Genomic DNA, 13,227 nt, shown 5'->3' on the forward strand with positions numbered 1-13,227 from the left:
TTCTATCATTTTAGCACGATTTAAGACTGATATTCTACATAAGCACCTAAGGAATTTTTAAAATGTTCTAATGCCCATGTGTGACCTGTTTCGTTAAAAGAGGCTACCCCTTGTGATGAAATAAATAAATTATAGCCTAAATTATAAGCAGTTATCGCAGTGTGTAAGACACAAATATCGGTACAAACACCTACAATTTCAATGAGGTCTATGTGACGTTCGCGTAACATTAAATCTAAAGGCGTGCCGCAAAATGAGTCATAACGTGTTTTGTCTAGGAAATGTACATGATCACTAAATTGAATTTTTTGATAAATATCATTCACTTTACCATAAAGTTCGCGACCGGGTGTGCCGATAATATTGTGGGGAGGAAACAATTTGCTTTCAGGATGTAAATGATTATCCTCGAAATGTAAATCCATCATAATAAAAATAGGTTGTTTTTGATTATTATACGCTTCAATTCTAGAAACGATATAAGGTTCTAACTTTTGTGCCGGCTTACCGCAAGTTAAATTACCATTGTCAGCTACAAAATCATTTGAATAATCCACTACTATTAATGCCTTGTTTGCCATAATAATATTTACACCTCATTATTTAAAAATGTTTTACATTAATATAATTAGTAGCATAACGTATATAGTCATAATAATCGAGTTTATTTAGGATAAAATTAGGAAATGTTAATTAAGAAGATAAAATAGGGAGGTGCTAGGGTTGGAAATTGACGCGCGCGACTTTGGATTAAAAGGACAAAGTACTAAAAAAGATACAGCGGCCTTACAAAAAGCACTCAATTTTGCTAAAAAGCATTTTGGTACTACTGTAAATGTACCCAATGGAGAATATTATATAAAAAAAGCATTAGTTATCTATTCAGGAACGACATTAAAACTTCAAAATAAAACTGTATTAAAACGTCAAGGTAAAGATGCGTTAATAAAAAATGGCAAAAAACCGCATCGTTACTATGGGTATAATGGCAACAGTCATATAACGATTTCAGGTGGCACGCTAGACATGAATGCTAAGTTAAAACCTTTTAATAATACTGCGATGTGTATCGGTCATGCTCAAGAAATAACCATTACTGATGTAACAGTCAAAGATGTTATAGGTGGACATGCCTTAGATGCCTGTGGTGTGAATGGTTTATATATAAGTGATTGTCGGTTTATCGGATTCAATGACTTAGAAGGAGATAGAAGCTTTTCTGAAGCGATACAACTAGACATTCAAGTTAAAGGGGCTTTTCCTAAATTTGGTGCAACTGATGGCACTATAACTAAAAATGTTATCATTGAACGATGTTATTTTGGCAATTCTACCACTGAAGGTATGCAACCATGGAATAGAGCGATTGGTTCACATGCAAGTCGCTACAATCAATATTATGAAAATATCCATATCCGACATAATATATTTGAAGATATACAATACTATGCTTTAACTCCATTAAAATATAAGGATACTTATATTCATCATAATTTATTTGAACATTGCCAAGGTGGTATTCGTTACTTAGGTATAAAAGACGGTAAAAATGCTAAAGACCTTGATGGTATAGAGCAACCTTCCCAAGCCGGAGAAAATTTAAATATTTATAAAAACGAATTTAAGGGCAAAATGAAACATGACGCTGTACATATAAGAAACTACAATGATGTGAAGCATAAACATGTTAAGATAGTACAAAATCATTTTACTGACCCTTCGCAAACCATTCATGCAGAAGATATAACGCAGTTTATGATGCAAGACATTGATGAGCGAGCGATAAAAAGAATTAATATTAGTTAGATAACAAAAATAAAGGCAAGCGAGATTTGGTAATACTCTTTCACTATGTTCTAGGCTACTGATTTCCTAAATTTAATAGGAGAGCAGTAGCTTGGTTTTTGAAAGCTAATTAAGAAAGAGTGCATAAACACCTTTTCATGTACATTCTCTTTGAAATATATCTATACCCCGGGTGTCAATTGCAGTAACAAGAGTTGTTCGCAATAGGACCACAGTTAGCAATGATGGTTATTGTTACGTTATTTACACATTAGCGACGTAATCGCAATGACACATAGGCAACCATACTTAAAAAAATCCCCCTCACTATTTTGTGATAGTGAGGGGATAGGTACGTCCATAGTTGAGCTTAATTTATTTTATTGAAAGAACCGATAATCTTCACTTGGAAATCTAAAGTAGATAATATCGTTACAACTTTATCTAAATTAGAACCTCTAGGCACATCTGCTTGAACAAAAAAGTGATACATGCCTAATTGTGTTTTAAGTGGACGTGATTCAATCCACGATAAGTTGATATTAAACATTGCGAAAGTATTTAATATACTAGCAAGTAATCCAGGTTTATCATATTCAGGCGTGATTAATAATATAGTGTCAGAAGCATCGTCGATATGTTGTGGTTCGTTACTGACAACTAAAAAACGTGTGACATTATGTGGATAATCTTGAATGTTTTTTTCGATCGGATAATATCCATAAGCTTCACCACTTCCTAGTGGTGCGATAGCGCCTACACCAGGTTCAATGTGTTCTAAACTTTTGATTGTACTATCTACATAATCATAGTCAAAGTTGTGTTGTTGTATATATTGGCTTGTCTGACTAATTGCAGGTGCGATGGAATAGACTTTTTTGATGCTAGATGCGTCTGCTTTATCGCTACCGTAGAGCGCAAATTGAATATCTAAATGAATTTCACCTTTAGCATAAATGTTTTCTTGAGTTAATCCGTCGGCTACGATATTTATCGTACCTTCAATTGAATTTTCAATCGGAACGACTGCTATGGCATTATTGTCTTTTGATACTGCACTTACAACTTCGTATAAATTAGATTTCGGAATATATGTCGCTTCTTCTTCAGTTTGATATTGTTGAGCCGCTAAATAAGAAAAAGTTCCTTTAGGCCCTAAATAATATAAATTCATATTCGTTACTCCTCAAGTTCAATGAAATAGTGTTAATGAAAAGGACAACCCGATGATTGTGCTTTTTTATAATGGAAATTTGGGTCTTTCATAATATTTGGATAACCATGATGATAATTCGAAACAAGTGTAGGGGATAATGAAGGAACTAACCATGACCATTTTCCCGTCACTTCTCTTTGACGTTTCGCTTCATTTTTTTCAAAAACTTCAAATTGTCTTGAAGCGGTTAAATGATCAACGATAGAAACGCCTGCCTGTTTAAATGAATGGTATACTGCATAATTTAATTCGACTAAAGCACGATCTTTATTAAACGAATTATTTTTAAGTGTATCAAATTCAAAAGCGTGTGCAACAGTTTCCAATAAATTGTAGCGATAAACGTCTGTGAAATTTCGAACGGCTATTTCATTGACCATGTACCAACCGTTAAATGGGGCAGTGGGATAAGTTATACCGCCAATCCTTAATTCCATATTTGAAATTATCGGCACTGCATACCATTTTAAACCTAGTTGTTTTAATTTTGGGAATTGTTCATGCTCAATATTTATTTCTTTAATTATTTCTGTTGGATAATCGTGATATTTCATGACCCCGTTAGGTAATTTATAAATTAAGGGCAACACATCGAATTGTGTATGTTCACTAGTCCATCCTAAATGTTCTGCTAAACGAGTGACTTCTTTTTCTGCGGGGTCTCCACAATCAGTATAACCTGCATAACGGATTAACTGATTGTTATATATTCTTGGTGGATGTTCTGGGTGAAATATAGTAATGTATGGCTTGATTTTGCCATTATTTGTAGCTTGGACAATATGGTTTTCGATTGAGTTTATAAAGTCGTCTTCTTGCTCTATACCACGTGCATCTTCAACTGTTAAAGACTGCCAGTAGAATCTTCCTATACAACGATTAGAATTACGCCATGCCATCTTTGCGCCGTATTCAAGTTCTTGTTGAGTATGGTAATAAGTACCAGTTTGATTAATTTCGTTCTCAACTTCTATTAGTCTTTGTGTCATATCAGCAGATTTAAAATTTAATTCAGTGTACATTGTTTTAATAAATTTTTTCGCTTCGTTTAACATATTCACACCTCAACCCCATTATAATTCATGTCTTACTAGATAAATAATAATAAAAGAAAATGTCATCAATTTGTCGCAAATCATGTAATTTAAAGCCTCTATTTAACTGTGCTATTTAAGATGCTTTAATGTTCTAATTTATGATAAAATGGGAAAAAAGGTCGATTGGAGAGGTTACTGTGTACCAATATAAAGATGACACGTTTACATTACATAATGATTTATATCAAATAAATATGGCAGAAACATACTGGAACGATGGGATACATGAAAGATTAGCTGTCTTTGATTTATATTTTAGAACTATGCCATTTAATAGTGGATATGCAGTGTTTAATGGACTAAAACGTGTAATTGACTATATTAATTCTTTTCAATTTTCACAAACTGATATTGATTATTTGAAATCAATTGGCTACAAAGAAGATTTTTTAGATTACTTGGCTACGTTGAAATTTACCGGCAATATCCGTTCAATGCAAGAAGGAGAACTATGCTTTGGTAATGAACCTTTAATTAGAGTAGAAGCACCATTAATCCAAGCACAATTAATAGAAACGATGTTACTTAATATTGTTAATTTCCACACGTTAATAAGTACTAAAGCAAGTCGCATTAGACATGTTGCAAATAACGATACATTGATGGAGTTTGGTACGCGTAGAGCGCAAGAAGCAGACGCAGCATTGTGGGGAGCGAGAGCAGCATATATAGGTGGATTTAATTCAACAAGTAATGTACGCGCAGGTAAGTTGTTCAACATACCCGTTTCAGGTACACATGCACATGCTATGGTACAAGCTTATGGCGATGAATATGTAGCATTTAAAAAATACGCTGAACGTCATAAAGATTGTGTCTTTTTAGTTGATACTTTCCACACATTAAAATCAGGCGTGCCAAATGCTATAAAAGTAGCCAAAGAATTAGGCGATAAAATTAATTTTATTGGTATTCGTTTAGATTCTGGTGATATCGCTTATTTATCGAAAGAAGCACGAGCTATGTTAGATGACGCAGGTTTTACAGAGGCTAAAATTATAGTTTCAAATGATTTGGACGAAGAAACAATTTCTAGTTTGAAAACACAAGGTGCTAGGGTAGATTCATGGGGAGTGGGTACTAAATTAATTACAGGATATGATCAACCCGCTTTAGGTGCAGTTTACAAACTCGTAGCTATTGAAGATGAAGAAGGCAATTATTCAGATAGAATAAAACTTTCTAATAACGCCGAAAAAGTAACTACACCAGGCAAGAAAAACGTATATCGTATCATTAATAAAAACACGCAAAAAGCAGAAGGGGATTACATTACTTTAGAAGATGAAAATCCAGATGCAGAATCTCCATTAAAGTTATTCCATCCAGTGCATACGTATAAGATGAAATTTATAAAATCATTTATCGCTAAAGACTTACATCACAATATTTTTGAAGATGGTAAATTAGTTTATGAATTGCCAGATGAACAAGAAGCTCAAGCATATTTAAAAGATAGTTTGTCTCATTTTTGGGAAGAAAATAAGCGTTATTTAAATCCACAAGAATATCCAGTCGATTTAAGTACAGCATGTTGGGAAAATAAACATAAGCGTATCTTTGAAGTAGCGGAACATGTTAAACAAATGGAGGAAGAACATGAGTAATTTACAAGATATTATCGTGAGAGAAATGCAAGTCAAACCAGAAATAGATAATGAAGTGGAAATGAGAAATATCTTACAATTTATAAAAAATTATGTGCAATCACATTCATTTATAAAATCTTTGGTATTGGGCATTTCCGGTGGCCAAGATTCAACATTAATGGGTAAATTACTTCAAATTGCCGTCACTGAATTAAGAAATGAAAATAGAGAGTGTAAATTCATTGCAGTCAAACTACCTTATGGACAACAAAAAGATGCTGACGAGGTAGAAGAAGCACTTAATTTTATTGAACCTGATGAAATAGTTACCGTTAACATTAAACCAGCAGTAGATCAAAGTATTCATTCCTTACGAGAAGCGGGCTATACGCTAACTGATTTCCAAAAAGGAAATGAAAAAGCGAGAGAACGAATGAAGGTCCAATTTGCGATAGCTGCAAATCAATCAGGCATCGTTGTTGGAACTGACCATTCAGCAGAAAATGTAACAGGCTTTTATACTAAATATGGTGACGGCGCAGCTGACATTGCACCGCTTTTTGGCTTGAATAAACGCCAAGGACGACAATTATTAAAATATTTGAATGCACCACAACAACTTTATAATAAAATACCAACAGCAGATCTTGAAGATGATAAACCGCAATTACCTGACGAAGAAGCGCTAGGCGTAACTTATGATCAAATAGATGATTATTTAGAAAATAAACCTGTGGCAAGCGATGCAAAAGACAAAATAGAACAGCATTATGTTAGAAACGCTCATAAAAGAGAATTAGCCTATACGCGTTATAGCTGGCCTAAAAATTAATTTATCGTGACAAATGATGATTACGCTGATAAAATAATCTAGATTTTAATGTGATGAAAGAGGGAAAGAGTAATGTCTGTTATAGCATCAAACCCATGGTTAATGGTTTTAGCAATATTTGTTATTAATGTTGCATATGTCACTTGTTTAACTATGCGTACTATTTTAACGTTAAAGGGATATCGTTACATCGCTGCAGTAGTAAGTTTTGTTGAAGTACTTGTTTATGTAGTAGGATTAGGATTAGTTATGTCTAGTTTAGATCAAATTCAAAACATAGTTGCTTATGCTTTCGGTTTCTCAATTGGTATCATTGTAGGAATGAAAATCGAAGAGAAGTTGGCACTTGGCTATACAGTCGTGAATGTAACTTCTTCTGAGTATGAATTAGATTTAGCAACACAACTTAGAGATTTAGGTTACGGAGTTACACACTATACCGCACATGGTAGAGATGGTTATCGTTTAGTAGTTCAAATCTTAACGCCTAGAAGATTTGAATTTAAATTAATTGAAACGATAAAACAAATCGATGCAAAAGCTTTCGTAATTGCATATGAACCACGTACAATTCATGGTGGTTTCTGGGCTAAAGGATTAAAAACTAAAAAGCTTAAACAATACGATACGGATGAAGTTGAATCTATATGAAGAAACAACAAAAATTTCAAGTCGCAGAAAACGAAACGATTCAAGACTGTTTACAACGTATGAGAGAACAAGGTTATATGCCTGTAAAACGTTTTGAAAAGCCAGTGTATAAAGAAGATAACAATGGAAAAATTGAAGTTTTAAGACAAGAAATAGAATTTGTCGGTAAATTAATCGAATAAATAATCAGCTAATGGTTGAGATAACGATGTTTTGTATCTCAGCCATTTTTAATGCTAAGCAATGTTAACTTAAAAGGTTTATACTTTTGGCATTAATTCTGTTAAACTAAAGTTGAACTTACAAACACGAACTTTATAGATAAAGTTATCTGTAATGTCCATGTTTTGCTGTTTGTAACATATAAAAATATGAATGATTGGAGCTTAATAAAATGATTGAACGTTATTCTAGAGAAGAAATGTCTAACATTTGGACAGACCAAAACCGTTATGAAGCATGGCTTGAAGTAGAAATTTTGGCTTGTGAGGCGTGGAGTAAATTAGGTTATATACCACAAGAAGACGTACAAAAAATACGTGACAATGCTAAAGTAGATGTTGCCAGAGCGCAAGAAATCGAACAGGAAACGAGACATGACGTAGTAGCATTTACACGTCAAGTATCGGAAACACTAGGAGAAGAACGCAAATGGGTGCATTATGGTCTTACTTCAACAGATGTCGTTGATACTGCATTAAGTTATGTTATTAAACAAGCAAACGAAATTATTGAAAAAGATTTAGAACGTTTTATCGAAGTATTAGCTAAAAAAGCTCAAGATTATAAATATACATTAATGATGGGGCGTACACATGGCGTGCATGCCGAACCAACAACGTTTGGCGTGAAAATGGCACTTTGGTACACTGAAATGAAACGTAATTTAGAGCGTTTTAAACGTGTTAGAGAAGAAATCGAAGTAGGTAAAATGAGTGGTGCAGTAGGTACATTCGCTAATATTCCACCAGAAATAGAAGCCCATGTTTGTGAACGTTTAGGACTTGATGCGGCACCAGTTTCAACACAAACTTTACAACGTGATAGACATGCATACTACATCGCAACGCTTGCATTAATTGCTACTTCTATGGAAAAATTTGCCGTAGAAATTCGAAACTTACAAAAAACAGAAACACGCGAAGTAGAAGAAGCATTTGCCAAAGGACAAAAAGGTTCATCAGCTATGCCACATAAACGTAATCCAATTGGTTCTGAAAATATTACAGGTTTATCACGTGTCATTAGAGGATATATTACAACAGCGTACGAAAATGTTCCGCTATGGCATGAAAGAGATATTTCTCATTCATCTGCAGAACGTATCATGTTGCCTGATGTTACAATCGCATTAGATTATGGGCTAAATCGCTTTACTAACATCGTTGACAGATTAACTGTTTATGAAGATAATATGTCTGCGAACATAGACAAGACGTTTGGTTTAATATTCTCTCAACGTGTATTATTAGCCTTGATTAATAAAGGTATGGTCCGTGAAGAAGCATATGACAAAGTACAACCTAAAGCGATGGAATCTTGGGAAACTAAAACACCGTTTAGACAATTAGTTGAACAAGATAGTGATATTACTGATTTATTAACTTCTGAAGAATTAGATGATTGTTTCGATCCTAAACATCATTTAAATCAAGTAGATACTATTTTTGAAAGAGCAGGATTAGCCTAATATCAGTTCTTTTAGTAAGCTTTTGAGATTATTTTGATTTTTTCAAGGGAAATTACTACACTTTAATGCGTTAGTACGTTAAAATTGGATTAAATTGAAATATACAGGGGTTGTTTTTTATGCAAATTGAAAAATTAAGAGGACAAGCGTTAGATGAATTATTTGATGCGATATTGACTCTTGAGACACGTGAAGAATGTTATCAATTTTTTGATGACTTATGCACTGTCAATGAGCTACAATCTTTATCTCAAAGATTACAAGTTGCTAAGATGATAAAGCAAGGTTATACGTATGCGACAATAGAACAAGAATCTGGTGCGTCGACTGCAACGATTTCACGCGTGAAAAGATCACTCCAATGGGGCAACGACGCATATACCATGATATTAGAGCGTATGAATATTGAAACTACTGACTAATCAACTTTCGTTATAAGATAACAAAGTTTAAAACATGTTGATTTTTATATAAATAATCATATTTATTATTGTTAAGCTGGGAGCGCACTCTTTTAGGTGTGCTCTCAGTTTTTATTTTTAATCAAAACGCTTGTTTAATATGATAGATTTCGTATAATAATTGTTAGCAATTATTATAATTATTAAAATGTTTATAGTGTAATAATAAATATACGATTTAGAGTTATGAAGGGGAGTTAATGGTAGTGAAAAAGAAATTTTTCGGAGGCATTACTATTGTTGTAATAATTAGTTTTATTGTGTTTATTTGTTGCTTTTTGTTTACGCGTCATGATAGAGACGAGGAAGCCTTAAATTATAAAATAGTTAAGCCGAAAAACGCGTTACCAATCATTACAAAAGAACATGGTGTAACGAAAGTAAATGGTCATGTTATAGTAAATAAACACTATACATTACCGCCTTCTCATAAACCGGGCGAAGATAAACATGCCAAAAAACAATTAAACAAATTACTAGCAAAAGCTAAGAAAGACAATGTTGATTTGAAATTCCGTAGTGGTTATAGAAGTTACCAAGATCAGCAAGACATTATGAAGAAATTTGTTAAAGAAGAAGGCAAGAATCAAGCTAAACACTATACAGCCGTTCCTGGCCATTCTGAACATCAAACAGGCTTAGCCTTTGATGTTGGTACCGATGCACCTATGCAAGACTTTAAAAAGGATTTTGGAAAATCAAAAGAAGGTAAATGGTTAGCGCAACATGCACCTAAATATGGTTTTATTATTCGTTATCCAAAAGGACAAGAAAAAGAAACAGGCTATTCTTATGAAGCTTGGCATATCAGATATGTAGGACGAGATTTAGCGGAAATTATTAATGGCGAACATACTAATTTAGAAACGTATTACAATTTACCAAATTAAACAATAATTGAAATAGTGTAAAAAAGTAGAAAATCACCTTAAATATTAAGGTGATTTTTTGCGTCAATTTTAGAACTCAAATAATAAAAATGATATAATCATATGTATGCGATATGGAGGAGTAACAAATAATGTATAACGTTAAAGAGTGGAAACATATATTTAAATTAGATCCTGCAAAATCCATTAGTGATGAGGATTTAGAGCAACTGTGTATGTCTAATACCGATGCCATTATAATAGGTGGGACGGACAATGTGACAGAAGATAATGTCATTCAATTAATGAGTCGTGTTAGAAGATATCCTTTACCATTAGCGTTAGAAATTTCAAATGTGGAAAGTGTAATGCCCGGTTTTGATTTTTACTTTGTACCGACAGTATTGAATAGTCAAGATGTTACATATCATAATGGTATTTTATTAGATGCATTGAAACAATTTGGTCATGTCATAGATTTTGAAGAAGTAGTATTTGAAGGTTATGTCGTATTAAATCCAGACAGTAAGGTCGCACAAAAGACACAAGCTAAGACAGATTTAACAGTTGATGATATTGAAGCCTATGCACAAATGATAAACGAAATGTATAAATTACCCGTTATGTATTTAGAATACAGTGGTCAATATGGTGACATAGATATGGTAAAAGCTGCCGCTAATATGTTAACTGAAACTCAATTATTTTATGGCGGGGGCATTGACAGTTATGAATCTGCCCGCACAATGGCAGAATTTGCCGATACAATAATTGTGGGTGACGTTATATATCAAGATATTAAAAAAGCATTAAAAACAGTAAAAATAAAGGAGTTACCTAAATGAATGCGTTAGTAAATAAAATGAACGATGAACAAAGCCAAGCGGTACGAAATACAGAAGGACCATTATTAATTATGGCTGGTGCAGGTTCGGGGAAAACTCGTGTACTAACACACCGCATTGCTTATTTATTAGACGAGAAAAGTGTGTCTCCATATAATATTTTAGCCATTACCTTTACGAATAAAGCTGCGCGCGAGATGAAAGAGAGAGTTGAAACTTTAGTGGGTGAAGAAGCCCAAGTTATTTGGATGTCTACCTTTCACTCAATGTGTGTAAGAATTTTACGTCGTGATGCGGATAGAATTGGCATTGAACGTAATTTCACAATTATCGACCCAACAGACCAAAAATCAGTAATCAAAGATGTACTGAAATCAGAGAACATTGATAGTAAACGTTTTGAACCAAGAATGTTCATCGGGGCAATAAGTAATTTGAAAAATGAATTGAAAACGCCAGAAGACGCTCAAAAAGAAGCGAATGACTACCATTCACAAATGGTAGCAACTGTGTATAGAGGTTATCAACGTCAATTATCACGTAATGAAGCATTGGATTTTGATGATTTAATCATGACGACAATCAATTTATTTGAACGTGTGCCAGAAGTTTTAGAATATTATCAAAATAAATTCCAATATATTCATGTTGACGAATATCAAGATACGAACAAAGCACAATATACGTTAGTTAAATTATTAGCAAGTAAATTTAAAAATCTTTGTGTAGTTGGAGATTCTGATCAATCTATTTATGGTTGGCGTGGCGCTGACATTCAAAATATCTTATCTTTTGAAGAAGACTATCCTGAAGCTAAAACAATATTTTTAGAACAAAATTATCGTTCAACAAAAACGATTTTAACTGCTGCCAACGAAGTGATTAAAAATAACTCTGAACGTAAACCGAAAGGATTATGGACGGGGAACACACAAGGAGAAAAAATACATTATTATGAAGCTATGACCGAACGTGATGAAGCGGAATACGTAGTGAAAGAAATAATGAAGCAGCAAAAAAATAATAAAAAATATAAAGATATGGCTATACTTTATCGTACGAATGCTCAGTCACGTGTACTTGAAGAAACGTTTATGAAATCAAACATTCCATATACAATGGTTGGTGGACAAAAGTTCTATGACAGAAAAGAAATTAAAGATATTCTAAGCTATTTAAGAATAGTGGCTAACAGTAATGATGACATTAGTTTACAACGTATTATCAATGTTCCTAAAAGAGGTGTTGGACCGTCTTCAGTAGAAAAAATACAAAAATATGCTGTAGATAATGATATTAGTATGTTTGATGCTTTAGGTGAAGTTGATTTTATTGGTTTATCAAAAAAAGTAACGCAAGAATGTATTAATTTTTATGAGCTCATCCAAAATTTAATTAAAGAACAAGAATTCTTAGAAATCAGTGAGATTGTTGAAGAAATAATGCAAAAATCTGGTTACAGAGAGATGTTAGAAAAAGAACAAACATTAGAATCACGTAGTCGTCTTGAGAATATAGATGAATTTATGTCAGTTCCTAAAGATTATGAAAAAAATACGCCTTTAGAAGAGCAGTCTTTAATTAATTTCTTAACAGACTTATCGCTAGTTGCAGATATAGATGAAGCACAAATAGAAAATGGCGTAACATTAATGACAATGCACTCTGCTAAAGGTCTTGAATTTCCAATTGTCTTTATTATGGGTATGGAAGAATCATTGTTCCCACATATCAGAGCAATCAAAAGCGATGATGACCATGAAATGGAAGAAGAACGTAGAATTTGCTATGTAGCGATTACAAGAGCTGAAGAAGAATTATATATTACGCATGCGACTTCAAGAATGTTATTTGGACGTTCTCAATCCAATTTACCGTCTCGTTTCCTTAAAGAAATTCCTGAGAGCTTATTAGAAGATGTAAAAGGTACAAGTAAAGCTGCGACGAAATTCAATAGTGCAACTAAAAAACCGCAAAAAAGAGGCTTTAGTAAACAGGTTCGATCTAGCAAGCAACAAAACAACACAACTTGGAATGTTGGAGATAAAGTTATCCATAAATCATGGGGCGAAGGTATGGTAAGTAATGTTTCAGAGAAGAATGGTTCAGTAGAATTAGACATTATTTTCAAATCTGAGGGGCCTAAACGTTTATTAGCACAATTTGCACCAATTGAAAAAAAGGGGGAATAA

Annotated in this window: 13 protein-coding genes; 10 read left to right on the forward strand and 3 right to left on the reverse strand. The window is 33.3% G+C overall.

Going from position 1 to position 13,227, the window contains the following annotated elements:
* Positions 1-20: 20 nt before the first annotated feature.
* Positions 21-581, reverse strand: coding sequence for a cysteine hydrolase family protein (locus tag ISP08_RS04570; protein ID WP_195719477.1), 561 nt, complete (start codon positions 579-581; stop codon positions 21-23).
* Positions 582-723: 142 nt separating this feature from the next.
* Between ISP08_RS04570 and ISP08_RS04575 the strand changes: the two genes are divergently transcribed.
* Positions 724-1,806, forward strand: a complete 1,083-nt coding sequence (locus ISP08_RS04575; RefSeq protein ID WP_195719476.1) for a glycosyl hydrolase family 28-related protein — start codon at positions 724-726, stop codon at positions 1,804-1,806.
* 349 nt (positions 1,807-2,155) lie between these two features.
* Here ISP08_RS04575 and ISP08_RS04580 read toward each other — a convergent pair whose 3' ends face one another.
* Both ISP08_RS04580 and ISP08_RS04585 read right to left on the reverse strand, forming a co-directional pair.
* On the reverse strand, positions 2,156-2,959 hold the full coding sequence (locus ISP08_RS04580; RefSeq protein WP_048793270.1) for a prephenate dehydratase: 804 nt from the start codon (positions 2,957-2,959) through the stop codon (positions 2,156-2,158).
* A gap of 32 nt (positions 2,960-2,991) precedes the next feature.
* On the reverse strand, positions 2,992-4,056 hold the full coding sequence (locus ISP08_RS04585) for a nitric oxide synthase oxygenase (protein ID WP_195719513.1): 1,065 nt from the start codon (positions 4,054-4,056) through the stop codon (positions 2,992-2,994).
* 179 nt (positions 4,057-4,235) lie between these two features.
* On the opposite strand from ISP08_RS04585, the gene ISP08_RS04590 reads away from it, so the two are divergent.
* From ISP08_RS04590 to pcrA, 9 genes are all read left to right on the forward strand, one after another.
* Positions 4,236-5,705: a nicotinate phosphoribosyltransferase gene (locus ISP08_RS04590; RefSeq protein ID WP_195719475.1), complete on the forward strand. Its 1,470-nt coding sequence runs from the start codon at positions 4,236-4,238 to the stop codon at positions 5,703-5,705.
* A complete protein-coding gene (gene nadE / locus ISP08_RS04595; RefSeq protein ID WP_048793267.1) occupies positions 5,698-6,519 on the forward strand; it encodes an ammonia-dependent NAD(+) synthetase in 822 nt (273 codons plus the stop codon). Before ISP08_RS04590 ends, nadE begins: the two co-directional genes overlap by 8 nt.
* Before the next feature lie 72 nt (positions 6,520-6,591).
* Complete coding sequence (locus ISP08_RS04600) at positions 6,592-7,170, forward strand: DUF2179 domain-containing protein (RefSeq protein ID WP_195719474.1); 579 nt, start codon at positions 6,592-6,594, stop codon at positions 7,168-7,170.
* On the forward strand, positions 7,167-7,352 hold the full coding sequence (locus ISP08_RS04605) for an NETI motif-containing protein (protein WP_048793265.1): 186 nt from the start codon (positions 7,167-7,169) through the stop codon (positions 7,350-7,352). Before ISP08_RS04600 ends, ISP08_RS04605 begins: the two co-directional genes overlap by 4 nt.
* A 212-nt stretch (positions 7,353-7,564) precedes the next feature.
* Positions 7,565-8,860, forward strand: a complete 1,296-nt coding sequence (gene purB, locus ISP08_RS04610; protein WP_048793264.1) for an adenylosuccinate lyase — start codon at positions 7,565-7,567, stop codon at positions 8,858-8,860.
* A gap of 119 nt (positions 8,861-8,979) precedes the next feature.
* A complete protein-coding gene (locus tag ISP08_RS04615) occupies positions 8,980-9,282 on the forward strand; it encodes a YerC/YecD family TrpR-related protein (RefSeq protein ID WP_048793263.1) in 303 nt (100 codons plus the stop codon).
* A gap of 245 nt (positions 9,283-9,527) precedes the next feature.
* On the forward strand, positions 9,528-10,211 hold the full coding sequence (locus ISP08_RS04620; RefSeq protein ID WP_244138710.1) for a M15 family metallopeptidase: 684 nt from the start codon (positions 9,528-9,530) through the stop codon (positions 10,209-10,211).
* A 131-nt stretch (positions 10,212-10,342) separates the two neighbouring features.
* Positions 10,343-11,035, forward strand: a complete 693-nt coding sequence (gene pcrB / locus ISP08_RS04625) for a heptaprenylglyceryl phosphate synthase (protein ID WP_195719472.1) — start codon at positions 10,343-10,345, stop codon at positions 11,033-11,035.
* On the forward strand, positions 11,032-13,227 hold the full coding sequence (gene pcrA / locus ISP08_RS04630) for a DNA helicase PcrA (RefSeq protein ID WP_195719471.1): 2,196 nt from the start codon (positions 11,032-11,034) through the stop codon (positions 13,225-13,227). Before pcrB ends, pcrA begins: the two co-directional genes overlap by 4 nt.

Source organism: Staphylococcus lloydii, from assembly GCF_015775975.1.
GTDB classification, from domain to species: Bacteria; Bacillota; Bacilli; order Staphylococcales; family Staphylococcaceae; genus Staphylococcus; species Staphylococcus lloydii.

Excerpts from the sequence above, each read along its gene's own strand:
- ISP08_RS04585 (WP_195719513.1), bottom strand. The coding sequence starts at position 4,056 with ATGTTAAACGAAGCGAAAAAATTTATTAAAACAATGTACACTGAATTA.
- ISP08_RS04600 (WP_195719474.1), top strand. The coding sequence starts at position 6,592 with ATGTCTGTTATAGCATCAAACCCATGGTTAATGGTTTTAGCAATATTT.
- ISP08_RS04605 (WP_048793265.1), top strand. The coding sequence starts at position 7,167 with ATGAAGAAACAACAAAAATTTCAAGTCGCAGAAAACGAAACGATTCAA.
- nadE (WP_048793267.1), top strand. The coding sequence starts at position 5,698 with ATGAGTAATTTACAAGATATTATCGTGAGAGAAATGCAAGTCAAACCA.
- purB (WP_048793264.1), top strand. The coding sequence starts at position 7,565 with ATGATTGAACGTTATTCTAGAGAAGAAATGTCTAACATTTGGACAGAC.
- ISP08_RS04615 (WP_048793263.1), top strand. The coding sequence starts at position 8,980 with ATGCAAATTGAAAAATTAAGAGGACAAGCGTTAGATGAATTATTTGAT.
- ISP08_RS04580 (WP_048793270.1), bottom strand. The coding sequence starts at position 2,959 with ATGAATTTATATTATTTAGGGCCTAAAGGAACTTTTTCTTATTTAGCG.
- pcrA (WP_195719471.1), top strand. The coding sequence starts at position 11,032 with ATGAATGCGTTAGTAAATAAAATGAACGATGAACAAAGCCAAGCGGTA.
- pcrB (WP_195719472.1), top strand. The coding sequence starts at position 10,343 with ATGTATAACGTTAAAGAGTGGAAACATATATTTAAATTAGATCCTGCA.
- ISP08_RS04570 (WP_195719477.1), bottom strand. The coding sequence starts at position 581 with ATGGCAAACAAGGCATTAATAGTAGTGGATTATTCAAATGATTTTGTA.